The sequence below is a fragment of the Myxococcales bacterium genome, from assembly GCA_016712525.1.
Lineage (GTDB): Bacteria > Myxococcota_A > Polyangia > Polyangiales > Polyangiaceae > JAAFHV01.
This window is the reverse complement of the sequence record JADJQX010000007.1, coordinates 2,627,593-2,650,278: the sequence shown is the minus strand read 5'-3', so window position 1 is coordinate 2,650,278 and position 22,686 is coordinate 2,627,593. Positions and strand designations below refer to the sequence as shown.

The 22,686-nt window shown below is 69.9% G+C and carries 20 protein-coding genes and 1 pseudogene; 7 read left to right on the top strand and 14 right to left on the bottom strand.

Annotated features, from left to right (window positions below):
• Window positions 1-9: 9 nt before the first annotated feature.
• The 4 genes and pseudogenes from IPK71_28255 to IPK71_28240 all read right to left on the bottom strand — a co-directional run bounded on the left by IPK71_28255 (window position 10) and on the right by IPK71_28240 (window position 3,680).
• Entirely contained in the window at window positions 10-759 is a 750-nt protein-coding gene (locus IPK71_28255; GenBank protein ID MBK8217637.1) for a dienelactone hydrolase family protein, read from the bottom strand.
• Complete coding sequence (locus IPK71_28250) at window positions 756-1,538, bottom strand: alpha/beta fold hydrolase (protein MBK8217636.1); 783 nt, start codon at window positions 1,536-1,538, stop codon at window positions 756-758. The genes IPK71_28255 and IPK71_28250 overlap by 4 nt, the downstream gene beginning before the upstream one ends.
• Before the next feature lie 4 nt (window positions 1,539-1,542).
• The gene (locus tag IPK71_28245) at window positions 1,543-2,589 is read right to left on the bottom strand and encodes a hypothetical protein (protein MBK8217635.1); all 1,047 of its coding nucleotides are present in this window, start codon (window positions 2,587-2,589) and stop codon (window positions 1,543-1,545) included.
• An 84-nt stretch (window positions 2,590-2,673) separates the two neighbouring features.
• Window positions 2,674-3,680 (bottom strand): annotated as a pseudogene (locus IPK71_28240) (isocitrate/isopropylmalate dehydrogenase family protein).
• A gap of 100 nt (window positions 3,681-3,780) precedes the next feature.
• On the opposite strand from IPK71_28240, the gene IPK71_28235 reads away from it, so the two are divergent.
• Complete coding sequence (locus IPK71_28235; GenBank protein ID MBK8217634.1) at window positions 3,781-4,653, top strand: alpha/beta hydrolase; 873 nt, start codon at window positions 3,781-3,783, stop codon at window positions 4,651-4,653.
• A gap of 30 nt (window positions 4,654-4,683) precedes the next feature.
• Here IPK71_28235 and IPK71_28230 read toward each other — a convergent pair whose 3' ends face one another.
• The 3 genes from IPK71_28230 to IPK71_28220 all read right to left on the bottom strand — a co-directional run bounded on the left by IPK71_28230 (window position 4,684) and on the right by IPK71_28220 (window position 8,317).
• Window positions 4,684-5,979, bottom strand: coding sequence for an insulinase family protein (locus IPK71_28230; GenBank protein MBK8217633.1), 1,296 nt, complete (start codon window positions 5,977-5,979; stop codon window positions 4,684-4,686).
• A 4-nt stretch (window positions 5,980-5,983) separates the two neighbouring features.
• A complete protein-coding gene (locus IPK71_28225; protein ID MBK8217632.1) occupies window positions 5,984-7,720 on the bottom strand; it encodes a peptidylprolyl isomerase in 1,737 nt (578 codons plus the stop codon).
• Between the two features lie 162 nt (window positions 7,721-7,882).
• On the bottom strand, window positions 7,883-8,317 hold the full coding sequence (locus IPK71_28220) for a hypothetical protein (protein MBK8217631.1): 435 nt from the start codon (window positions 8,315-8,317) through the stop codon (window positions 7,883-7,885).
• Window positions 8,318-8,490: 173 nt separating this feature from the next.
• Here IPK71_28220 and IPK71_28215 point away from each other — a divergent pair, with 173 nt between their 5' ends.
• The gene (locus tag IPK71_28215) at window positions 8,491-8,856 is read left to right on the top strand and encodes a PilZ domain-containing protein (GenBank protein MBK8217630.1); all 366 of its coding nucleotides are present in this window, start codon (window positions 8,491-8,493) and stop codon (window positions 8,854-8,856) included.
• A 294-nt stretch (window positions 8,857-9,150) separates the two neighbouring features.
• Here the strand turns inward: IPK71_28215 and IPK71_28210 are convergent, their stop codons facing one another.
• Entirely contained in the window at window positions 9,151-10,011 is an 861-nt protein-coding gene (locus tag IPK71_28210) for a hypothetical protein (protein ID MBK8217629.1), read from the bottom strand.
• 172 nt (window positions 10,012-10,183) lie between these two features.
• Here IPK71_28210 and IPK71_28205 point away from each other — a divergent pair, with 172 nt between their 5' ends.
• The 4 genes from IPK71_28205 to IPK71_28190 all read left to right on the top strand — a co-directional run bounded on the left by IPK71_28205 (window position 10,184) and on the right by IPK71_28190 (window position 14,690).
• On the top strand, window positions 10,184-11,503 hold the full coding sequence (locus IPK71_28205; protein MBK8217628.1) for a sigma 54-interacting transcriptional regulator: 1,320 nt from the start codon (window positions 10,184-10,186) through the stop codon (window positions 11,501-11,503).
• Between the two features lie 81 nt (window positions 11,504-11,584).
• Window positions 11,585-13,429: an amidohydrolase family protein gene (locus IPK71_28200; protein ID MBK8217627.1), complete on the top strand. Its 1,845-nt coding sequence runs from the start codon at window positions 11,585-11,587 to the stop codon at window positions 13,427-13,429.
• Window positions 13,426-14,109: a TetR/AcrR family transcriptional regulator gene (locus IPK71_28195; GenBank protein MBK8217626.1), complete on the top strand. Its 684-nt coding sequence runs from the start codon at window positions 13,426-13,428 to the stop codon at window positions 14,107-14,109. The genes IPK71_28200 and IPK71_28195 overlap by 4 nt, the downstream gene beginning before the upstream one ends.
• Before the next feature lie 44 nt (window positions 14,110-14,153).
• Complete coding sequence (locus IPK71_28190; GenBank protein MBK8217625.1) at window positions 14,154-14,690, top strand: hypothetical protein; 537 nt, start codon at window positions 14,154-14,156, stop codon at window positions 14,688-14,690.
• A gap of 36 nt (window positions 14,691-14,726) precedes the next feature.
• Here the strand turns inward: IPK71_28190 and IPK71_28185 are convergent, their stop codons facing one another.
• From IPK71_28185 to IPK71_28175, 3 genes are all read right to left on the bottom strand, one after another.
• Window positions 14,727-15,422: an extensin family protein gene (locus IPK71_28185; protein ID MBK8217624.1), complete on the bottom strand. Its 696-nt coding sequence runs from the start codon at window positions 15,420-15,422 to the stop codon at window positions 14,727-14,729.
• A 68-nt stretch (window positions 15,423-15,490) separates the two neighbouring features.
• Window positions 15,491-16,492, bottom strand: coding sequence for a hypothetical protein (locus IPK71_28180; protein MBK8217623.1), 1,002 nt, complete (start codon window positions 16,490-16,492; stop codon window positions 15,491-15,493).
• A 36-nt stretch (window positions 16,493-16,528) separates the two neighbouring features.
• Entirely contained in the window at window positions 16,529-18,019 is a 1,491-nt protein-coding gene (locus IPK71_28175; protein MBK8217622.1) for a protein kinase, read from the bottom strand.
• Window positions 18,020-18,109: 90 nt separating this feature from the next.
• On the opposite strand from IPK71_28175, the gene IPK71_28170 reads away from it, so the two are divergent.
• On the top strand, window positions 18,110-19,177 hold the full coding sequence (locus tag IPK71_28170) for a hypothetical protein (GenBank protein MBK8217621.1): 1,068 nt from the start codon (window positions 18,110-18,112) through the stop codon (window positions 19,175-19,177).
• A gap of 85 nt (window positions 19,178-19,262) precedes the next feature.
• On the opposite strand, the gene IPK71_28165 is transcribed toward IPK71_28170, so the two are convergent.
• From IPK71_28165 to IPK71_28155, 3 genes are all read right to left on the bottom strand, one after another.
• Window positions 19,263-19,916 carry an ABC transporter substrate-binding protein gene (locus tag IPK71_28165; GenBank protein MBK8217620.1) on the bottom strand — a complete coding sequence of 218 codons (654 nt, stop codon included), beginning with the start codon at window positions 19,914-19,916 and terminating at the stop codon, window positions 19,263-19,265.
• Window positions 19,917-20,117: 201 nt separating this feature from the next.
• Window positions 20,118-21,431 carry a two-component sensor histidine kinase gene (locus IPK71_28160; GenBank protein ID MBK8217619.1) on the bottom strand — a complete coding sequence of 438 codons (1,314 nt, stop codon included), beginning with the start codon at window positions 21,429-21,431 and terminating at the stop codon, window positions 20,118-20,120.
• A 1-nt stretch (window position 21,432) separates the two neighbouring features.
• Window positions 21,433-22,644 (bottom strand): type II secretion system F family protein, encoded by a 1,212-nt coding sequence (locus IPK71_28155; GenBank protein MBK8217618.1) that lies wholly within the window; start codon window positions 22,642-22,644, stop codon window positions 21,433-21,435.
• Window positions 22,645-22,686: the final 42 nt, after the last annotated feature.

Sequence of the window (22,686 nt, the reverse complement as noted above, 5' to 3'; positions counted from 1 at the left end):
TAAGAGCCCTTACTTCCCCACGCACTCGTCGAGGGCGGCGAAGTAGTCGGTCATGAGCTCGGGGTTGAACCTATGGCCGAGGCCCGGGTACGTCTTGAGGGTCGCGTCGCCGCCTTCGCGGGCGAAGGTGTCGACCGTGGCCTTGCCCCACTTCGAGGCGATGACGTCGTCGGCTTCTCCGTGGAAGGCGCGGGTCTTGGCGGCCTTCTCTTTGGGCTTCGGAAGGAGGGGGCCGGGGAGCGAGCCTGCGACCGGGAGGGCGCACCGGAGCTCGTTCGGGTACTGCGCGGCGAAGGCGTAGGAGAGGATCGCACCCTGGGAAAAGCCCGTAACTACGTACTTTTTCCCGGCGACGACCTTCGCCACCGAGGCGTGGAGCTTCGTCATCGCGGCGCGGACGTTGTCGCCGAATTCGGCGTCCGTGAGACCTTCGCGGAGGGAGAACCACGAGAAGCCGTCGCCGAACGGGTCGTACGCGCGTGGCGAGAGCACGCGCACCTTTCCGCCGTAACGCTTGTAGAGTGCACTGAATGCCGCCGGGGTGTCGCCGCGGCCGTGAATGGCGACCACGATGGGGGCGTCGTCCGGGGCGTCGTTCGTGAAGGTCTCGAAGATCTCGGTCCCCTCGACGGTCAGCGTGCGCGACTCGGGGCGAGGCGCCTTCTTCACGGGGGCCTCGTCGCCCTCTCCGGGGGCCTGCGTTCGGCAGCCCGTGGAGACCGAGAGGACGAGCGAGGCGGCGAGCAAGAGGCGCTTCATGGCGGAGAGGGTAGCGCGCTCTCGGCGGGTTTCGCGAGGCCTTCGAGGCAGGAGTCGAGCTTCGCCCCGAGGGCCCGGCGCTCCTCGGCGTCGGTCGTGTGGCCGAGGGTCGGGTAGGTGACGAGCTCGGCCCGCCCGCCTGCTGCGGTGAAGGCGGCGACGGTCGCGCGAGCGCCCTCGAGGGGGACCTTGGTGTCGCGTTCGCCGTGGAACGCAAAGACGTCGGGGAGCTTCGCGCCCGGCCGTGGATGGAGCGGCTCGGGCAGCGTGCCGGCGATGGGGAGCGCGCACGCGATCTCGCTCGGGTAGCGCGCCGCGAGCGCGAACGCGAGGAAGCCTCCCTGGGAGAACCCGACGACGGCGTACCGCCTGCCCCGCGCGATGGCCGCGATGCGCGCGTGGACGGCCTCTCGTGCGTCCGACACCTCGCGCGCGAGCTCGGCCTCGGTCATCTTCGGGTGGATCTCGAACCACGAGGCGCCCTCGCCATACGACCGTGGGCCTCGAAGGAAGACGAACGTCGCGCGCGTGGGGTAGGCGTGGAACGTGTCGGAGAAGCTCTCGGGGGTGTCGCCGCGCCCGTGGAGCGCCACGACGAGCGGGGCGGGGGTCGAGCTCGCGTCCGTGCCCGCGCCGTTCTCGAGCACGACGGCGCGCCCCTCGTCGAGGTGCGTGAGCTGTGCACGTTTCTCCTTCGTCGTCCCGTCTCCGCAGGTGGTCGCGCACGCGGCGAGGTGCGCGAGCGCGAGGGCGGCGAGCGCGCGTCCGGGGAGCCTCACGGTCTCACCGCTTCGGGTGGGCCTCGAAGAATTTCATGACCTCTTCGCCCCATGTGAAGGCGTTCGGTCCCTTGCAAGGCACGGCGTACTGCGGCGAAAACGGCGGCATGGTGCTGCCCGGGAAGCAGTGCCCGCGCGAGCTCCCGAAGGGGCCCGTGGGCTCGGTCTCGTAGGCGTGCTCGAAGACCTCGAGGGTCGGCCCGCTCGGCTTGGTCCAGCGGCGATGGGTGTATTGTGCATTCGATGAGACGGTCTTCGGCGCGGGCAGGCCGTAGTCGGTGACGAGCGCGTCTCGGATCGAGGTCATGGTCGAAAAGGGGACGGGCACGTCGGTGCGGCCCACGAGGAAGAGCACGTCGGCCTTGCGCGACGGGGAGCGGCCTTGCGAAAAACAGGTGGTCTCGCCGTTGCCGTTGCCTGCCGCCGCGGGCGCGAACGACGCGAAGAGGTCCGGCGCGTCGCACACGAGCCTCCAGGTGACGAAGCCTCCGCGCGAGAAGCCCGTCGCGTGGATGCGTTTGTCGTCGACGCGGAAGACCTGGGCGAAGAGCCGCGTGATCGCGACGAGCTTCGCGTCCTCCGCGCGGGTCCACGTGGAGCCGGGCTGCCCGCCCCCGAACGCGGGGCCCGTGGGCGATATCACCACGTAACCCTTCTGTTTTCCGAGCGCGTGAAGGTTCGTGTTCTGGTCGATGAGCTTGCCGGTGCCCGTGTCGCCGTGGATTTGCAGGATGAGCCCGCAGCCCGGGGCGAGGCACGCGTCAGGGACCGTGGCGTCGACCCGGAGGCCCTCGCACGTGAAGACGTGGTCCTTGGCGGACACGTCCGTGATGCACCCGCTCGGCGTAGGCGGGGGAGGGCGCGCGGCGTCGGTGCCGGCGTCGCTCGAGGGGAGGGCGCTCGCGTCCACGCTCGGGGCCGAGGGCGACGACGTGGGGGAAGGTGAAGGGCCCGTGGGCGAGGCCGGGAGAGGCGGTGGCTCGCTCGACGACGCACACGCCGCGACGAACGAGAGCATGACCACGAGCCCGGGACGCGCGCGACCGACCATGACGAGAGCGTAGCAAGAACACGCACGAGCGGCCGTGAGAAGGGCGCACCTCGAGGGCGCTCGAGTCGGGGCGCGTCGTGCCGGTCAGGCCGTGGCGACGCGGTTCGCGAGGGCGTCGGCGAACTGCATCGTGGTCGCCGTGCCACCGAGGTCCGGGGTGCGCAAGCTCGGCTCGCGGAAGTGGTCGACCAAGGCCTTCTCGAGCTTCTCGCCGGCGTTCATCTCCCCATGTGGAAGAGCATCATGATCGCCGACTGGACGAGGGCCGTCGGGTTCGCCATGCCCTTGCCGGCGATGTCGGGGGCGGTGCCGTGCACGGCTTCGAACACCGCGTAATCTTTGCCGATATTGCTGCCGGGGACGATGCCGAGCCCGCCCACGAGGCCCGCGCCGAGATCGCTCAAGATGTCGCCGTAGAGGTTCTCGGTGACGATCACGTCGAGCTTGTTCGCGTTGCGCACCATGTTCATGGCGCACGCGTCGACGATGACCTCGGCGGGCTCGAGCTGCGGGTAGCGGGTGGCGACCTTTCGGAAGCTCTCGAGGAGGAGCCCGTCGGAGAGCTTCATGATGTTGGCCTTGTGCACCACGGTGACGCGCTTGCGGTTCATGCGCGTCGCGTAGTCGAAGGCGTACTCGCAGATGCGCGTGCAGCTCCGCTCGGTGATGAGCTTGATGCTCTGGGCGACGCCCGGCATGATCATGAGCTCGAGGCCCGCGTAGAGGTCCTCCGTGTTCTCTCGGACGATGACGATGTCGGTGCCCTCGAAGCGAGGCTCGAGGCCCGGGAGGCTGCGGATGGGGCGCACGTTCGCGTAGAGGTCGAGCTCTTGGCGGAGCGTGACGTTGACCGAGCGGAAGCCCTTGCCGATGGGCGTGCCGATGGGCCCCTTGAGACCCACCTTGTTGCGCTTCACGGACTCGATCACCTCGGGGGGAAGGGTGGTGCCCCGCACCTCGGCGACGGCGGCGCCCGCGTTGTGGACCTCCCAGTCGATCTTCACGCCGGTGGCTTCGAGCACGACGCGCGTGGCGTCCGACACTTCGGGACCGATGCCGTCCCCCGGGATGAGCGTAACCGTGTGGGCCATGGGGTCTTCACGGTAGCCCGAACGTGGCGCGCGAGAAATGCCCAAGCGTGGCGAATACCTCGGGAAATCGAGGCCGGGAACGCGCTAACGTCACGGCCTCATGGCGAGAGAGACGCAACACGTGCGCGCAAATGGGCAAGACCATCCGGTGATCGTGTGGGAGCCCGCGCACTCCCCCGCACGCGCCACGGTCGTGCTGCTGCACGGCTACATGGATGCGCCGGGCACCTTCGCGGACGTGGTGCCGGCGCTCCTCCACGCGGGGCTCCGGGTGCTCGCCCCGCACCAACGCGGCTTCGGCGAGGGCCCGCGCGTGCCCGCCGGCGCGTACTACCACTTCCCCGACTACGTGCACGACCTCGCCGAGATCGTCGACGTGCTCGTGCCGAACGAGCCGTTTTTCCTCGTGGGGCACTCCATGGGCGGCACCGTGGCGACCATGTACGCCGGGGCCTTCCCCGAGCGTGTCACGCGGCTCGCCCTGCTCGAGGGCACGGGCCCCATCGACAACCCGCCTGGCGTCGCGCCCATTCGGATGCGCAAGTGGATCGAGGATGTTCGCGCCCTCGCGACCAAAGAGAAGAAGCCCGTGCGCTCCCCGGAGGACGCGCTCCGGAGGCTTGCCCAGAACCACGGCCAAGTGCCCGTCGAGGTGCTCCGGCAGCGCCTCGACGACCTCCTCGGGGTCCAGCCCGACGGCACGTACGAGTGGCTCTTCGACCCGCTCCATCGCACCTTGTCGCCCTCGCCGTTCTTCGTTGCAACCTACAAGGAATTCGCGAAGCGCGTGGCGTGCCCGGTGCTGGTGGTCGACGGCGGGCCCTCGGGGTACCAACCTCCCGACGAGGCCGAGCGTGTGGCGTCGTTCGCCGACGTGAGTAAGGAGAGCCTGCCGAACGCGGGGCACATGCTCCACTGGACCGAGCCCGCGGCGCTCGCGAGGCTGCTCGTCGAGTTCTTCGCGCCGGCGTGACCGTGAGGGCGCGCCGACCCCGGCGACGCGTCAGCGGTACGACTTGACGAGCTCGGAGAGCTTCTTTCCTTCGCCGTCCTCGAGCATGCCTACGGCGAGCACGTTGAGGCGCGCCGGCTTCGCGAGCTCGGCGACGAGGTCACGGATGGCCTCGCGGGTGACGGCCGCGTTCTTCTCGAGGCGCTCTTCGACCGTCTCGAAGCGCTCGAACAAATACCCGCCGCCATAGAAGCTGCCGAGATCCTCGGGGGAGTCGAGCATGGCCTCGATGTCCCACGCGTTGCGCTTTCGGGCCTTGTCGAGCTCGGCCTCGGTGGGGCCGGAGGCGGCGAGCTCGCGCACGAGATCGAGCATCTCGCGGGCGACCTTGGTCGTGCGGGAGTGCTGCGTGCCGGCGGAGAAATCGATGACGCCCTGATCTTCGTAGCCGTCGAACGCCGCGCCTACGTCGTAGCAGAGGCCTTGGGAGTCGCAGATGCGGTGGTAGACGCGCGTGGACATGCCGTCGTCGAGGATGCGCATGAGCATGTCGATCGTCGGCCGCTCGGGGCTCGCCTCGGAGAAGGCGCGGAGCGAGAGCCGGAGCTCCGTCTGGCTCGTCACGTTCTCGACGAGCTTGATGCGCGGCTTCTTCTGCGTGCCCGTGAAGGGCTCGGCGACGATGCGCGGGCCGCGCGGGATCCCGGTGAAATGCGCCTCGGCGAGCTTGCGCGCGGCCTCGGCCGTGACCTTGCCCGAGAGCACCAACACGCAGTTCTCGGCGGTGTAGTGACGTGTGTGATGCGCGCGGAGCATACGCTCGTCGAACGAGCGGACGCGGGGCTCGTCGCCCGTGATGGTGTACCCGAGGGGGTGGTTCGGGAAGAGGAGCTCGCGGCACAGGTTGTCGGCGTCGACCTGGCGGCCCTCGTCGTCGAGGTCCTCGAGGATCTCTTCGGCGACGATGCCCTTCTCGATGTCGATGTCGAAGAAGCCCGGGTCGGTGAGGACCTCGGCGAAGAGGGCGCTCGCGGCCTCGAGGCTCTCTTCGGGGAGCGTGACCGAGAAGACGCCGAAGTCGGAGTGGGTGGCGGCGTAGAGGTACCCGCCGAGAGACTCGAACGCGTGGTTCACCGCGTTCGCGCTCCGGAGGCGCGAGGTGCCGCGGTAGAGCATGTGCTCGAGGAAGTGCGAGAGCCCGTTCGTCTCCGGCGTTTCGAAGCGCGAGCCGACACGGACGTACACCCCGACGTGCGCGCGGTGGAGCGTGGGCTGCGGCACGACGACGGTGCGCAGCCCGTTCGGGAGGACGAAGGTCTCGTAGGGAATGGGAGGGAGGCGCTTCAAGGGCTCACATGCCGTCGTCGTCGTCCATCGGACTGGGCGCGCCGGCGTCGCCCTTGCGCTTCTGGCCCGTGGCGAGGTCGAGGTTCGTCTTGATGTTGGCCTTCGAGGCCTCGCGGAGGCGCTGCACGTAGAGCGCGAGGGCCTCGGCCTGTTTGGCGGCGAGGAGCATCGACGCGTAGCCGTCGCGGTCCTTCTCGAAGTCGGCCTGGGTGGCGGGCTTCTGCTCGCGGATGAGCACGATCATGAAGCCGTCGTCGACGCGGAGCGGCTCGTCCATGATGGCGCCGGGCTTCGACTCGAAGGCGAAGAGGCGGACCTTGGTGTCGGCGTCCTCGGGGATGCCGGGGATCGGGGGAGCCTGGCGGTTCACGGCGCTGCCCGTGAGGGGCTGCGGGCGCTCCTGGTCGGTGTCGGCCACGTAGACCTTCGGGGGAGGCGCACCGGCATCGCCCGATGCGGCGTCCGCGCCGGCGTCTTTCGAGGCCTGGGGAGCGGGCGCGGGGGCCGGGGGCGGCGCCTTCACGAGCGGGGCGATGGCGGCCTTGGTCACGTCGTCGGGGCTCTTGCCGGCCTTGATCTCGGCGAGGATCTTGGAGGCGAGGTCTTTGGCGGCCTCGAGCGACTTGGCCTTCAGGTAGGCCTTCTTGCGCTTCTCTTTGCCGTCGTCGTCCTTGCGGATGACGTGGAAGCCGAACTGCGTCTCGACGGCGCCGCTCATCTCCCCTGGCTTCAAGGCGTCGGCGGCCTTCTTGAAGGGCTCGACGAACCCGTCGGTCTTGGTGCCGACGTCGCCGCCGCGCATGGCCGAGCCCGTGTCGTTCGAGACCTCTTTGGCCACGTCGGCGAAGGGTGCGCCCTTCTTGATGCGGTCGATGGCGGCCTCGAGCTTGGCTTTGGCGGCCGCTTTGTCCTCGTCTTTCGCGGACTTGTCGATTTTGACGAGCACGTGCCGGATCGTGTTGCCTTCGACCGTGGCCGCGTTCGTCGCGTCCTTCGCCCACTCTTCCACCTGGGCGTCCGTGGCCGTGACGGCGTACTTCTCCATGTAGGATGCACGCACCGGGATGTAGTTGAGCGCGGCGGTCGACTTCTCGTCGACGTAGCGGTCCCACACCTCGGACTCGGAAATGCGCACCGGGGCGCGCACGACGTCCCTCATGCGGGCCGCGAGGAGCTCGCGGTGTTGCCACTCGCGGAACTCGGCGGGGGAGCGCCCGGTCATGCCGCGCACGGTGCGCTCGTACACCTTCGAGTCGAACGTCTTCGTCTTCGGGTCGCGGAAAGCGCCGTAGAGCATCGGGTTGATGCGCCCGTCGCGGACGCCGAGCGTGTACGCGAGCTGGGGGTTGTCCGACGGGACGCTGACGAGGATGAACCCGGCGAAGATCGAGTCGGTCACCTCGTCGTCGCTGACGGTGATGCCGAGGCGGGTGGCCTCTTGGGCGAGGAGCTCGCGCTCGATGAGGCCGTCGACCGAGATCTTCCCGAGCCCCATGCCCTCGGCGCGGGCCGTGAGCAGCTCGCCGCCTTGGCCGCGCGGAATGAGCAAGCGGTAGGCCGCGCGTTGGGTGCGCGGGTCGATGCAGCTCCCGTGGACGTCGGCGACGCACTCTTCTTTGATCGAGCCGAGCTTCTGTCCGGCGTTCGGGCGGAAGCCGATGATGAAGACGAGGATCGTGGCGACGATGATGGCGCCGTAGACGACCGACGTGAGCCCGCGCTTTCGGAAGAGGTCCAACATGGGGACGCCGGCCATACCACGGCCCCACGCCGAATTCGAGCGCGGAGCTTTCTTCGGGGATGGAAGCGGCCACCCCGGCCGTTCACGGACCAGGGGACGCGGATGGGCTCTGCGTCCTACCCGAGGCCGTGGGGCAGGCCGCGGGCACGCTCGGATCTGCCTTCAGCGGCCGTGGCCGGCGCTCTTCTCGAGCCCGAGGGCGAAGCGGGCCTCGTCGCAGGCCTCTTCGAGGGTCTTCACGTCGAGCGTGTAGACGACCTCGTACAGCGTATCGAGGGTCTTCTCGGGGTCGACCGGGTCCTTCATGGGGATGACCTGGGTGCCGAGCTCCGAGAAGCCGTGGGCGGCGGCGGGACCGGCGAGCGAGCGCGCGCGATCGAAGAGGGTGTCGGGCCCTTCGCCGTGGAACGCGGACTGCTCGGCCCGCAGCGCGAGGCGTAGCCGGAACGTGCCGTTCAGCGGCGTTCGGACGCGGACCCCCGAGTCCAGGATGAGGTTCTCCCGCGGGCGGTCGGCGAGCACGATCTCGTCGCCGAGGGTGCGGTAGACCTCGAGACCGGCTTGGATGAGAGCTTTCTTGAGCTGTTGGGGGGTCACGAAACGCCTGCCGAGCTACGCCGTGCGGCCGACCGCATCGGCCCTGCACGTTTCACGAGAACATGCGACATCAAAGGCGGATGTGCGCTTTGCGTCAAGGCTTCTTCCTCGGCGCGCGGCCGAAAAGGTGATTCTTGGTGCTCTCTGCTGGGCCTTGCTATCCTCGCGAAGCTTTGACCAAACGTAGCCACCTGACACCTCCGGCCGGTGTGCCCATCACGGGCGTCCACGCGATGCGACGAGAGGGGGCGCGGCGCGAGGTGTCCGAGCGGGTGGTTCTGCGCAAGGGCGGCGCCGTGGTCGAGGGGTGGGCCCTCAACGTGAGCCGCGGCGGGGTTCGCCTCATCACGGAGGATCCTGTCGCGCTCGGGGACGTGTACGACGTCACCCTGGGCGACGAGCCTCGCGAGCGCTCGGCTCGGGTCGTGTGGATCCAAGAAGAGCCCGACGGGATGGTGTGTGGCCTCGCCTACGTGCCCGCCGCGGACGAGGGGCCCAAGACCGTGCCGCCCCCGCCGCCCGGTTCCAAGGTGCTCTGACCCGCCGAGCGGTCAGCAGCCCGTTGATCTTCGGACGACCCTTGGAAGTCCCCGACGGGGGACCGAGGCCGTTCGACGTCCGCCCGACCCGCCGAGGCGCGATCCGAGGAGCGCCCGGAGCCTACTTTTGTAGGTGAGGACGACCCTTGGAAGTCCCCGACGGGGGACGCACCGCAGGATCGCAACGAAGGCGGTCGGGATGCGGCGGCGACGACCCTTGGAAGTCCCCGAAGGGGGAGCGGCCGACGACCCTTGGAAGTCCCCGACGGGGGGTGGGAGAAAATCAACGGGCTGCTAACGTGCGCAGGCGAGGGTGACCGACTTCGTGACCCCATCGCGCGTGACCTTGGCCTCGCTCGTCCCGTCGAACGCGATGTCCACCGTGCCGCTCGCCCCTTCGACGGTGATCCGGCCTCCGGCCTCGGGGCAGGCGCCGCGGCAACGGGTGAGCTTGTCGAGGGTGACCGTGAGGGCCTCGCCTTCGACCTTTCCGGTGGAGCGGCCCGTGGTGGTGATGCACGCCTCGCCGGCGGTCGACGTGATGGTGCGCTGGACCGAGCGTGAGAAGGCGCGGTCGCGCGCGCTCTTGCCCTCGAGCTCCGCCTCCCACGTGGAGGTGCGGGTCGTGCCCTCGACCGAGACCGTGGCGCGCGCCGTGAGGCTCAACGTGGCGCGGCCGACCTCGAGATCGCGCGCGGTCAGCGTGAGGGAAATGCCCTGCCCGGTTGCCGGACGTGTGTAGCCGATCACCACCGTTCCCGTGAGCCTGCGGAGCCCGAACGGGCCCGTGCAGCCGGAGAAGACGTAGGTGACCTTGCGCGCCGCCGCGTCGTGGCTGGGTTTTACGCAACCGACCGGAAAGAATAGTATTTTTGCCCCGTCACCGAGGTCGCTCGGGGTCACTCCGCTCTCGAGCGCGGTGGCGAGGGAGAGCTGGCCGCCGGCCGAGCCGACGAGGGCCGCCGCGAGGGCCTCGGTGTCGCCCTCGTGGCTCACGAGGTCGGTGCCGTCGCGTGCGACGACGGTGGTCGTGTCGTCGTCGGCTTTGGGGGCGCAGGCGGCGACGGTCGCGAGAACCGTGACCCCCAACCATCCGAGCGCGCGAGCGCGCTCCGCGAAGAGCTGTGCGAACGGCGTCGGTCGCGCGCGGGCCATACGCCATTCGTAGCACCTCCTTCCGAGGCTGCATGCGCCTCGGGGGTAGGAAAATCGCGGTGGACGTCGGGGTGTCCGGAGGACGAAACGGCGTCCGGGGAAGGGTGGCCGATTCGTCCGCGGCGCGCTTCCGGCCGTGACGGTCGTGCCGTGGGGCTGGTACGAAGGAGGGATGGTGGAGACTCGGACGCGTGTCCTCAACTGGTTCGTGCGCGGGGGCGTCGTGGTTCGCCAGGGCGGTGAGCGGGTGCTCGTCGACGTGGACCCGGTGGTGGTCGGTCGCGACGAAGGGGCTCACGTCCGCTTCGACGATCCCGAGGTGAGCGCGCTCCACTGCGAGCTCCGCGCCTCGACCGAGGGCATCGTGCTGAAGGACCTCGGCTCGACCAACGGCACCTTCGTCGGGAAGGTGCGCGTGCGCGAGGTGCTGCTCGGCGAGCGGACGGAGATCACCGTCGGCCAGACCACGTTCGTCGTGGAGCCCACAGGAAAGAAGCGGGTCGACATCGGCTTCTCGGCGAGCTTCGGCGGCCTCGTGGGCTCGTCGGCCAAGATGCGCAGGCTCTACGGCGTGCTCGAGAAGGTCGCGCCCACGCCGCTCAGCGTGCTCATCCTCGGCGAGACCGGCACGGGCAAAGAGGTGGTCGCCAAGTCGGTCCACGACGCCTCACCCCGGAAAAATGGGCCTTTCGTGGTGGTCGACTGCGGCTCGATCCCACCCACGCTCGCGGAGAGCTTGCTCTTCGGCCACGAGAAGGGCGCGTTCACGGGCGCGAACGAGCGTCGCAAGGGGGCGCTCGCCGAGGCGAGCTCGGGGACCCTCTTCCTCGACGAGCTCGGGGAGCTGCCGATCGAGCTGCAGCCGAAGCTCCTCCGGGCGCTCGCCGAGCGGCAGGTGAAGCGGGTGGGCGCGTCGAGCTTCGAGCCGATCGACGTGCGCTTGCTCGCGGCCACGCGCCGTGATCTCGGGGCCGAGATGAACGCGGGGCGCTTCCGCTCCGACCTCTTCTTCCGCATCGCGCAGGTGCGCGTGGAGATGCCCTCTCTCCGCGAGCGCACGGCCGACATCCCCGAGATCGTGGCTGCCGTGTGCGCGCGCCAGGGCCTCCCCGAGCGGGCCGACGCCGTGGTCGCGTGGATCGAGAAGAACCTCGCCCACCACGACTGGCCCGGCAACGTGCGCGAGCTCGTCAACGTGGCCGAGGTCGCGGCGACGCTGGCCGACAGCCCCGAGGCGATCGACGACGTGCTCACCCTCGCGCGACCGGGCGGAGGCGATGCGGCGCGGGCGTTCGTCGGACCTTCGGGGGCCGAGGGTGGCGACGACGTGGGCTTCACCGAGTCGAAGCGCGCCGCCGTGGCCGCGTTCGAGCGCGGGTACTTCCAGTCGCTCTCCGAGAGCACCAAAGGCAACGTCAGCGAGATGGCCCGGCGGGCCGGCATGGAACGCCACCACGTGCGCGCCTATCTGCGAAAGTACGGAATTCGTTAGGCTTTTTGGCCCATGGTGCGGGGACGGCGCCGGACGAAATAAAAGATTGCGAGTGCTCGCTCTCTATGTCAAAGCCTTGGCATGCTCTGCGACATCGTGATTCGGGACGGGCTCACGTTCGACGGCACCGGCAAGGTCCCGCCGCGCATCCTCAACGTGGGCATTCGTGACGGGAAGGTCGTGAAGCTCACGACCGAGGCGCTCGAGGTCGGTCCCACGACGCGCGTCGTCGACGCGAAGGGCAAGTGGGTCATGCCGGGGTTCGTCGACGTGCACACCCACTACGACGCCGAGGTGCTGCGCGCGCCGAGCCTCTCCGAGTCGGTGCGGCACGGCGTGACCACGGTCACGATCGGGTCGTGCTCGATCGGCGCCGTGCTCTCCGAGCCGGAGGACTGCTCCGATCTCTTCACGCGCGTCGAGTCGGTGCCGCGCGAGCACGTGCTGCCGCTCCTCCGCGAGACGAAGACCTGGTCGACGCCGAAGGAGCTCGTGAGCTTCCTCGGCTCGCACCCGCTCGGGCCGAACCTCGCGACGTTCCTCGGTCACTCCGATCTCCGCGCGCGTGTGCTCGGGCTCGGGCGCGCCGTCGACGAGACCGTGCGCCCCTCGGAGGGTGAGCTCCGTGAGATGGAGACGTGGCTCCGCGAGGCCATCGACTGCGGGTTCGTCGGGCTCTCGACCATGACGAACCCGTGGGACAAGCTCGACGGCGATCGCTACCGCTCGGCGAAGCTGCCCTCGACCTACGCGACGTGGGGCGAGTACCGCAGGCTCCACCGTGTGCTCCGCGAGCGTGGGGCCGTGCTCCAGTCGGCGCCGAGCCTCGTCACCAAGGTGAACTCGCTGCTCTTCATGCTCGAGAGCGCGGGCCTCTTCTTCCGCAAGCCGCTCAAGACGACGCTCATCACGTTGGCCGACGCGAAGTCGAGCCCCGGGCTCCACCGGGTCATCGCGAAGGCCGCCGAGCTCTTGAACCGCTTCTTCGGCGCCGACCTGCGCTGGCAGACGCTGCCCATGCCGTTCGAGGTCTACGCCGACGGGATCGACCTCGTGGTCTTCGAGGAGTTCGGCGCCGGAGAGGCCGCGCTCCACCTCGCCGACGAGGCCTCGCGGAACACCCTCATGAGGGACCGTGAGTACCGCCGAACCTTCCGAAAAGACTACGAAAAGAAGTTCTCTCCCCGGGTCTGGCACAGGGACTTTCACGACGCGCGCATCGTGGCCTGCCCCGACGAGACCGTGGTCGGCAAGACGTTCGGCGAGGTCGCCGAGCTGAGGAAGCTCCACCCGGTCGACGCCTTCTTGGATCTCGTCGTCGAGCACGGGAAAAAGCTCCGGTGGAACACCACCATCGCGAACCACAGGGCGCGCGAGGTCGAGCGCATGGTGTCGGAGCCTGCGGCGCTCGTCGGCTTCAGCGACGCGGGCGCGCACATCCGCAACATGGCCTTCTACGCGTTCCCGCTCCACCTGCTCCGGCTCGTGCGGCGCGCGTCGCTCGAGGGCCGGACCGTGATGTCCATCGAACGCGCCGTTCACCGCCTGACCGGAGAGATCGCGGACTTCCTCGGCATCGACGCGGGCCACCTCCGCGAGGGCTCGCGCGCCGACGTCGTGGTGATCGATCCGGCCGCGCTCGACGAGCGCCTCGACGTCTACCACGAGGCCACCATGGAGGGCTTCGGCGACCTCCGTCGCATGGTGAACCGCAGCGACGGCGCGGTCGAGTGCGTGCTCGTCGCGGGGCGCGTGGCCTTCGAGCACGACGAGGCGGAGGGCGCGCGGTTCCACCCCGACCTCGGGCGGCGCACGGGCTTCGGCAGGTTCCTCCCGGCTCGCACGGCAGCGCGCACCGTCGAAGCGGGTCGCTCGGTCGACGTGGGCGAAGGGCCGAAGCCCGAGGCCGCCGAGAGGGCGGCATGAGCACACTCGATGCGGTTCGTAAGTTGCCGAAACGAAAAGAGAAAGAGCCCGAGAAGGCGACCCGCCGGACGCAAGGCGAGCGCCGCGAGACGATGACCCGGAGGCTCCTCGACGCGGCCCGTGACGAGCTCGTCCTCTCGGGTTACGCGGGGGCGACCACGGCGCGGGTGTGCGAGCGCGCGGGGGTGTCGCAGGGGGCGCTCTTTCGTCACTTCCCGACGCGCGAGGCCCTCATGGTCGCGGTCGCCGAGGACGTGGGGGCGCGCCTCCTCGCGGGCTACGAGGCCTCGTTCCGTGAGCGTAGCCGCGACGGCGCCCCCCTCGACGAGCTCCTCCGCCGCGCCCTCCGCCTCGTGCGGGAGGTCTGTCGCGGCCACGAGAACCAAGCGCTCTACGAGCTCGTCGTCGCCTCGCGGGTCGATCCTCGGCTGCGCGAGGTGGTCGGTCCGCGGCGGGCCTCGTACCACGCGGCGATCGTCGCGCTCTCGGCGGGGCTCTTCCCCGGCCTCGCCGAGGTCATGGGAGCGCAGTTTCCCCTGCTCGTGGGCACCTTGCTCGCCGTGTTCGACGGCGAGGCGCTGCACGGGTTCGTCCTCGACCGTGACCCCGTGGCCGACGAGGCCCGCATCGAGCTGCTCGTCTCGCTCGTGATGGGAGCCGTGCCTCGAAGCGCGTCGTGAGCGCTTTATGCACCCCGCGTCGGGCCCGCGTGTACGATGCACGTATGTCTCGTGTGCCTTGGCTCTTCTTCGTCGCCGCGGTCGCCGCGAGCTCCATGGGGTGTGCCGCGCCGCCTCCTGCCGCGCCGCCGCCCTCGAAGGAGCCCGCCGCCGCGCCCGCGGGCCCTCTCGCGGCCCAGGTCGCCGAGGGCCGTGCCCTCGTGCTCGCGTACGACGCGCAGATCTCCGAGACCCTCGACGCGCCCGCTGCCGTGGAGCTGCTCGTGCTCGGGCGCGACGAGAAGACGACGGACAGGCTCCACGGGCACCCCATCCTGGTGCGGCGGATGCTCCCTCCCGAGAAGCTCGAGAGGGCGCGCGCGACGTTCTATGCGTCGCTCGTGCGAGGCCCGTTCGTGAAGGCGACCTGCCCCGAGGCGCCCTTCGCGCTCGTCGTGCGCGGCGCGCTCGTGCTCGAGATCCTCGTGTGCGAGGCGCCTCCCGCGATCGACGTGTTTCGTGCGCGTGCGCCCGACTTCGCCATGGATCCCTCTCGAGGGCGAGCGTTCGCCGCGGAGGTGCGCGCCCTCGCCGCCGAGTGAGACGCGTTGCGCCCTTCGCGTGCCGTGGATCTCGCTCTACTTGGCGGCCTCGGCCGACGCGCTCACGTCGAAGAGTGTGTAAGGCGCCATGTCGAGGTGGAAGTGGTCTTGGTGGCCGACGTAGCCCGGGCCGAGCACCACGCGAAAGAGCGGGCGAAGCCGGAGCGCGAGCCTGTGGAGGAACCGCTTGTGCACGGTGCCCGCCGCGCCCTTCGCGTCGAAGTGGGCCATCACCGAGACGCCGAAGCCCTGCGCGAGCTCGCGCGGGAGCCCGTCGGGGAGCTTCTGGCCCTTCGGGAGCGGCGCGAACGTGAAGGCCGCGACGTCGATGCCGTTGCCGAGCCCGTGCTCGCTCACGAGGTTCGGGTACCCGGGGATCCTGCGGCAGTTGTACGCCCCGAGGTGCTGGAGGCTCGCGGGGGCGCGCCCGTAGACCTCGATCGCCACGGCACGCACCAAGGCCTCGAGCTCTTTCAGCTTGGCGACGAACGCCGGGTGCACCTGGACCTGCCCCTGGAAGGGCACGAGCGAGCCACCGTAGAGCGTGAGGGGGATGTCGGGGCAGCGGAATTTCCCGCGGGTCGGCACCTCGCGAGAGAGCTCGTCGAGCGCGTAGGTGGCCGCGTCGGCGCGGGCGGTGCCGTCCGAGGAGGCGAGCGCAACGAGGCCTGCGATGACCCCGAAGAGGACCGAACGACGCGCGAGGACCGAGGAGCTTTGGGACGTGGGCATGGCTCTCCGGGAGTCGCTCCCGCAGCCTCGAGTGTGACACGCGCGCGTACGAACGCCTGTCTCGGATCTCAGAACACGAAGCCTGCGCCGGCGCGACCCACACGGACGGTCTCGCTCCGTGACCCGACCACGAACGCCGTGCCGAGCGCGATCGTGGCCACGCCGAGCACGATGGGGATCGAAAGAGTCGTGTAAGCTGCCGTTTTTGCTCCAGAATACTCCGAGGCGAGGCGCTCGCGCTCGAGGGGGTCGTCGCTCGCGTCGTGGGTGCTCGCGATCGACAGGGCCGAGCCGTACTGGATGGCGGGGACGAGCACGGAGACCGCCGTGGCGCCCGCACCGACGAAGATCCACACGGGCGAGAACGGCCTCACGGTGCGGGTCTCGAAGACGGGGAGCGGGTCGCGTCGTTTCGGGGGCTCCTCGGGTGGGGGGGGCTCGACCACGCGCTCTTCGCCGGCGACCACGTCGATCGTGCGCTCGACCGAGCTCGGCCCGGTGCGAAACGTGAGCGTGTGCGGGCCGGGGGAGAGCAGCACGGAGAACCCTGCGGGGCGCTCGGTCCCGCGGTCGACGCGCACGAGGACCGGGGCCTTCGTCGGAGGGACGCGCACCCTCCCGCGCGATCGCGACAGCTCCTCGAGCCGCGCTTCGGCGTCGTGGGCTTGCCGCTCGACGAGGTCGGGGAGCGCCTCTCCTCGAGCGCGCCGGGCGCGGACCGAGCCGAGGTACACGTCGTAGAACTCGGTCGCCCGCGACGCGTCCCCGAACGCGTCGAACGCGCGCCCGAGGTTGAACGCCAAGCGGTAGCCGCGCTCGGGGCCGAGCGTGTCGTAGATCGCCTGCCAGACCACGATCGCCCCGGCGTAGTCGCCCGCCGTGTACGCGTCCATGCCGCGGCGGAACTGCGCGCGCGAGGCCTCGAGGGGATCGTCTCCTGGGCTCTTCGCGGGCTCGCTCGGGGGCTCGTCGGCGCGCGCGTCTCCGGCCGTGAGCGGGAGCCCTGCGACGGCCGCCGCGACGAGCACGGCGAAGCGTCGGGCCGAGGGGTGCGAGGAGCGATGCATCACGAACGAGGCCGAGCGTACCCGAAAATCGGCCGGGCCTCAGAAGGGCGTCGGGTCGACGTCGAGCGGGACGCTGGCCGACGGCTTCGGCCGGGCCGACGCGCTCGCGGGGACCGCCGCCGAGGGGCCTTGGCTCGGGGCGGGGGCGGGCTTCGACGGCACGCTCGGGTGCGCGGGGACGCGTGTGGGCGCGGGCGCGGCGACCGCGGACGGGACCACGCTCGCCGTGGGCACCGGGGCCGTGGACCTCGCGGAGGGCGCTTCGGTGGGGGCGCCCCGCGTGGACGGTGCGGCCTCGGCCAGGGTCGCGGGGGCCCCGTCGTGGGCCGGATCGCGAGGGCCCCGCGCGAGCACGAAGCCCGCGCCGACGAGCCCGACGGTGACCACGGCGAACAGGGCGAATGGTCCGTTTTTGTTTGGCTTTTTGGGGGAGCCGACGCTGTCGAACGAGAACGATGCGTCGTCGCTCGGGGAGGTCGACCGAGAGGACCTCGGCGACGTGGTCGTCGTCGCGGTGGGCTCGGCTGGGAGCGCGGAGGGGAGGCTCTTTCGGACGGGCTCGATCGCCTCGTCGAGGTGGGCGCGGCGGGCACGGATCGCCTCGCTCCCCACCTCGAGGACCCACGCCGCGAGGTCGTCGTCGGTGGGGCCTCCGGCGCCTTGGACGTACGCCTCGAGCGCGCGCGCGACCTCTTCGGCGGTCTCGGGGCGGTCTCCGGGCTCCCGCGCGACGAGCCGCGCGCAGAGGGGCGCGAGCGCGTCGTCCCCGGAGATCGGCGGGGGGGACTCGAGGGCGAGCTTGCGCAAGACCTCGAGCTCCGTCCCGTCGCCCCACATGCGTGTACCTTCCACGCATTCGTAGAGGATCGCGCCGAGCGAGAAGAGATCGGAGCGCCGATCGAGCGGATCTCCGAGGCCCTGCTCGGGGGACATGTAGGCCGTCTTGCCGCGGACCTCGCCCGTCTTGGTGAGGCCGCGACCGGCGTCGATCTTGGCCACGCCGAAGTCGAGCAGGACGACCCTGCCGGAGGTGGACACGAGGACGTTGTGCGGGGAAATATCGCGGTGGACGAGGTTTTGGGGCGCGCCCGACTCGTCCCGGAGCTCGTGGGCCTCGTGGAGGCCGCGCGCGAGGGCCGCGACGATTTTGGCGGCGAGCGTGCGCGGGAGCTTCGCGCCCTTCTCGCGGGCGAGCACGAGCAGCTTGTCGAGCGGGAGGCCGTCGACGAAATCCATGACCAGGTAGGGGCCGTCGTCGTCCTCGCCGGCTTCGAGGGTGCGCACCACGTTCGGGTGGGTGAGGCGCGTGGCGACGCGGCCCTCGCGCAAGAAGAGCTCGCGCTTCTCGGCGTCCTTCGCGTACTCGGGGAGGAGCCGCTTCCGCGCGAAGCTCTTGCCCTCGCCGTCCAGCACGAGCGACACGACGCCCATACCCCCACGCCCGAGCTCGAGCACTTCGCGGAGCTCGGCTCGCTTCGGCTCGGTGGGAGGCGCGTGCGCGCTCGGCTCGTGGGGCGGCCCGTCGGGCATCGACGGAAGCGTAGCAAAACCCGCGTGCGAGGAGGTCCGCCGTGCGTCGCCCGAAGGGCCCGGGTGGTGTAGCCTCGAGGGGTGGTGCGTGTGAGGGACCTCCGTCGCTTCGTCGTGGCGCTCGTGGCGGCCGGGCTCGGGGCCTCGGGCTGCTTGCCCGAACTGCGCGAATTTCCTCCGGAAAGCACAGGTTTGCGGTGCGGCGACGGGTTCGTGGCGCTCGCGGCTTCGGGGGGCGAGCAGTGCGATCCGGGCGAGGGCGGGGCCGTCGGGTGCAGCCGCGCGTGTGTCGTCGAGTGTGCAGGCGGGACCTCGGTCGCGACGCGGCACTGCTACTTCGTCGCGGCGAAGGCGGCGAGCTACCAAGAGGCCGCCGAGGCGTGCCGCGCGGCCTCGGCGCACGTGGTCACCTTCTCGGGCGACGACGAGATCCGGTCGGTCGAGGCTGCGGCTCCGGCGGGCGAGTACTGGGTCGGGCTCACGAAAGACTTCACCGGCGTGTACACCCCGGAGGGGCGCGACGAGCCTGGATTTCCCGAGCCTCCCGACACGGGGCCCTGCCCGGGGTGCTTCGCGCGGGCGGAGGCCTCGGGCACGTTCCCCGATGTCGCAGGTCAGGCCGGTCAAGGCTGCCTCGTGGCGACGCCGGGCCTGCGTGAGCCGTGGCGCCGCGTCTCGTGCACGAAGGCGCCGAAGGCGTACGACGTCGTGTGCGAGCGCGAGCCCCCGGGCCAGCGCTCCGAGCCCTGCACGGGCGGCATCTGCGTTCGCCTTCCGTTCACCGAGAAGCGGTACCTCTACGTCGCGCAGCTCACGTCGGCGAGCGGCGCGCAAGAGGGGTGCGTCGCGCTGGGGGGCCGCTTGGTCACGCTCGAGAGCCCCGAGGAGCGCGAGGAGCTCTCGCGGGAGCTCGCTCGGTACGCGCCCGAGCAGGGCGTGTGGGTGGGCCTCGCGCGACGAGCCCAAGACGGCCCCTTCACCTGGGAGGATGGCAAACCCGAGACGCTGGTGCTCTGGGGCGACCGGGAGCCCGATCGCGACGGTGCCCCGAAGAGCCCCGTCCGCGCGTTCCTCGACTTGCGCGGCGGCCGCTACGACACGCGCCTCCTCCGCGCGGCGCACGACGACAAACCTCGCGGGTACCTCTGCCAGTACTGACGTCGGCGAGCCGGGGTGCGCGCCCTTCGAAACGAAACGAGGCCCCGCCGGGGTTCGGCGAGGCCTCGATGGGAGCGAAGCGCGTTCAACGGCCCGCGATGCGGTCGTTCAGGCGCTTCACCACGTGCGCGTAGCCCTGCCCCGGGGTGGTGAGCATCTTGTGGAACTGCTCGTAGTAGTTCTTCGTCATGCTCGAGCCCTCGGTCACCATGTCGGCCACCTTGAAGGTGCCGGGCTGGCCGATGACGACGTAGTCGACCGTGACCGGAGCTTCACGGGGGTTCACGCGGCTCTTGGCCTCGGTGCGGATCTTGGTGTCGCCGTTGGCGAGGGCCTTCGAGCCCTTGTACGAGATGTCGTAGTCGACGGTCTTCGTGAGGGTCTTCTTGTAGTTGCGCTCGACGAGCTTCTTGAGGAGGCCCGTGACCTCGCGCTTTTGCTCGTCGGTGAGGCCGTCCCAGTGGTTCTGGCACTGCGAGATCGCGGCCGGGCAGGGCTTGCCGAAGGTGCGGCGGGCGAGCTCGTCGTAGTCGACCATGCGATCGAGCTCTTGGGAGATGGAGGCCTCTCGGCTCGCGGCCGCGGGTTGTTTCATGAGGTTCGAGAGGCGCCCGTGCTCTTGCTCGACGAACGCCTGCGCGTTGGCCTGGGCCGCCGCGGGGAGCGCGAGGCCGATGGTGAGAGCGAAGGCCGACGCGGCGAAGAGGCGGCGAGCGACCGGGAGCAAACCAAGCTTCATGACGGACTCCTTGGAGGTGGCACGGCGGTTGGGCCGACCACGGGCGAAGCAGCTAGCAAAAGACGGACCAAGAGGTGAAACGAAAGGGGCCTCGAGCGGTCGCGGACGACTCGGTGGAGGCCCTCGGATAGACGGCGCAGCGCGGCTTCGATTCACCACGACCTGGAGAACGAAACGAATAAACTTAGGAATATTCGACGTTTACAGGGGTGGATCGGGGTTTTTCAGGCGGAGCGAGAAGACCGCGCCGTGGCCCTCGGGGGACGTGACCTCGATGGTGGCTCCGAGGGTGGCGTGGTCGTCCACGATGCGCTTCACCACGGCGAGACCGAGGCCGGCCCCTGACGCCCTTGTCGTATAGAAGGCGTCGAAAATTCTCGCTCGGTCCTGGGCTGCGATGCCCGGGCCCCCGTCTTCGACCTCGACGAGGGTCTCTCCTGCGCCCGGGCGGACCCGGACCGTGACCTTGGAGCCCGCGCGCGTGACTTGCACCCCGTTGCGCACGAGGTTCCACAAGACCTGCTTCATCTGGGCGGGATCACACTCCGCGAACGCGCCCGTCTCGGGTCCGTCGTAGAGGACGGTCACGTCGCCGGCGGCACTTCGTTCGGAGTGGGAGGCGAGGGCGCGAACGTCTTGCGCGAGGCGGGCGAGGTCGACGCGCTCGGGGCGGGGCTCGCGAGGTTTCGAGAGGTCCATCATGTCGGTGACGAGGTCGTTCAGGCGGAGCGCCTCGCGGTGGATGATGGTGCAGAGCTGACGGTCCTCGTCGCCGAGCGCGGGAGACTCGCGGAGCATCTCGACCGAGCCCGAGATCGACCCGAGCGGGTTCCGGATCTCGTGGGCGAGGCCCGCCGCGATGCGACCGAGCACCGCGAGCCTCTCGGCGGCTTCGGCGCGCGCGGCGGCGGCCTCGAGCTGGCCACCCGTGCGCTTCAGGCGCTCGGCGAGGTAGCCCGCGAGCGCGCCCACGAGGCCGATGCCGAGCGCGTTCGTGAGCATCGGGTAGGCGACCGCCTCGAGCGAGGTGGCGTAGGCGCGCAGTTGATCGGGTGGGGGCAAGAGCGCCTTCGTCCCGAGCGCGAGGCAGAGCACGAAGTAGAAGACGATGCCGACCAGCGCGGCGAGCGCCGAGCCCCGGAGGCCGATGACGACGGCCGCGACGAGGCACGTGAGCCCGTAGAACGAGGTGGCCCCGCTGCCCGCGCCGCCCGACACGTAGACGATGGCCGTCCACGTGAGCTGATCGAGGACGATCTGCGCGTACGCGAGGCGCGCGACGTTCTTTCCGGCGCGGAGGACGAGCGCGTACACGAGCGCGAGCACGAGGCCCGAGCCGAGCGTGACGAACATGACCCGCTCGCTCTGGGGGTACCGCGCGAGCTCGCCCTGCAGATAGAACGCCGAGGTGACGAAGAGGAGGACGAGGAGGAACGCGAGACGTAAGCCCGTCGTCCAAGCGACGCGCGCCCAGAGCCCGCGGTCCTCCGCACGAACCGGCGCGCCGAGCTTCACGTCACGTCGTCTTGATCTTGCCGGCGATGCTGAAGATCGGGAGGTACATGGCGACGAGCACGACGCCGACCGTGCCGCCGATGCCGACCATCATGACCGGCTCGATGAGGCTCGTGAGGGCCGCGACCGCCACGTCGACCTCGTCTTCGTAGAAGTCCGCGATTTTGGTCAGCATTTGGTCGAGCGCGCCGGTCTGTTCGCCGACGCCGACCATCTGGACGACCATGGGCGGGAAGACCTTCGCCTCGGCGAGCGGCCCGGCGATGTTCTTGCCCTCGCTCACCTTCTGCCGCGAGTACTGGATGGCGTCTTGGATGACGAGGTTGCCGGCCGTCTTGGCGACGATGTCCATGGCGTCGAGGATGGGGACACCCGACGTGAGCAGCGTGCCGAGCGTGCGCGTGAAGCGCGCCACGGCGATCTTCTTGAGGACGCCGCCGATGACGGGCAGGCGGAGGAACACGCGGTGGGCCGCGCGTTTGAAGGGCGTTCGGCTGTAGGCCACCGTCCACCCGAAGATGAGCCCGCCGATGCCGAGGAAGATGAGGAGCGCGTGCTGCGTGAAGGCCTCGGAGGCCCACACGACCTTCTGGGTGAGCCAGGGGAGCTCGTCGTCCGAGCCGAGGTCTTTGAAGATGCCCTTGAACTGCGGGATGACGAAGCCGAGGAGGCCGACGAGCAGGCCGATGAAGATCACCAAGACGACCGACGGGTAGACGAGGGCGCCGGTGACCTGGCGCTGCAGCTTGACCGCCTTCTCGTTGTACTGCGCGAGGCGGTTCAAGATGGTGTCGAGGATGCCGCCGACCTCTCCGGCTTGGACGAGGTTCGTGTAGAGCTGATCGAAGACCTTGGGGTGCCGGCGCAGCGAGTCGCTGAAGGTCATGCCCTGCTCGACCGAGGCCTTCACGTCCGAGAGGACCACCGCGAAGCGCTTATTGTCGGTCTGGCCTTGAAGGATGTCGAGGCACTGCACGATGGGCAGGCCGGCGTCGATCATGGTCGCGAAGAGGCGCGTGAAGGTGACGAGGTCTTTCGTGCTGACGCCCGAGCCGAACTGGATGTTCAGCGAGGCGCTCTTCTTTTTGACCTTCGTGGGCGTGAGCTGTTGAGCACGGAGGCGCTGATTGACGACGTTCTCGTCGTCGGCCTCCATCGTGCCACGTCGCAAATCGCCGGCTCTGCCGCGCGCTTCCCAGACGAACTCCGCCATGCGGTGAAGCTTATCGGCACGTACGACGCGCGGTCAAAAGGC

Excerpts from the sequence above, each read along its gene's own strand:
- IPK71_28205 (MBK8217628.1), top strand. The coding sequence starts at position 10,184 with ATGGTGGAGACTCGGACGCGTGTCCTCAACTGGTTCGTGCGCGGGGGC.
- IPK71_28175 (MBK8217622.1), bottom strand. The coding sequence starts at position 18,019 with ATGCCCGACGGGCCGCCCCACGAGCCGAGCGCGCACGCGCCTCCCACC.
- IPK71_28235 (MBK8217634.1), top strand. The coding sequence starts at position 3,781 with ATGGCGAGAGAGACGCAACACGTGCGCGCAAATGGGCAAGACCATCCG.
- IPK71_28185 (MBK8217624.1), bottom strand. The coding sequence starts at position 15,422 with ATGCCCACGTCCCAAAGCTCCTCGGTCCTCGCGCGTCGTTCGGTCCTC.
- IPK71_28210 (MBK8217629.1), bottom strand. The coding sequence starts at position 10,011 with ATGGCCCGCGCGCGACCGACGCCGTTCGCACAGCTCTTCGCGGAGCGC.
- IPK71_28245 (MBK8217635.1), bottom strand. The coding sequence starts at position 2,589 with ATGGTCGGTCGCGCGCGTCCCGGGCTCGTGGTCATGCTCTCGTTCGTC.
- IPK71_28195 (MBK8217626.1), top strand. The coding sequence starts at position 13,426 with ATGAGCACACTCGATGCGGTTCGTAAGTTGCCGAAACGAAAAGAGAAA.
- IPK71_28165 (MBK8217620.1), bottom strand. The coding sequence starts at position 19,916 with ATGAAGCTTGGTTTGCTCCCGGTCGCTCGCCGCCTCTTCGCCGCGTCG.
- IPK71_28190 (MBK8217625.1), top strand. The coding sequence starts at position 14,154 with ATGTCTCGTGTGCCTTGGCTCTTCTTCGTCGCCGCGGTCGCCGCGAGC.
- IPK71_28155 (MBK8217618.1), bottom strand. The coding sequence starts at position 22,644 with ATGGCGGAGTTCGTCTGGGAAGCGCGCGGCAGAGCCGGCGATTTGCGA.
- IPK71_28255 (MBK8217637.1), bottom strand. The coding sequence starts at position 759 with ATGAAGCGCCTCTTGCTCGCCGCCTCGCTCGTCCTCTCGGTCTCCACG.
- IPK71_28200 (MBK8217627.1), top strand. The coding sequence starts at position 11,585 with ATGCTCTGCGACATCGTGATTCGGGACGGGCTCACGTTCGACGGCACC.
- IPK71_28225 (MBK8217632.1), bottom strand. The coding sequence starts at position 7,720 with ATGTTGGACCTCTTCCGAAAGCGCGGGCTCACGTCGGTCGTCTACGGC.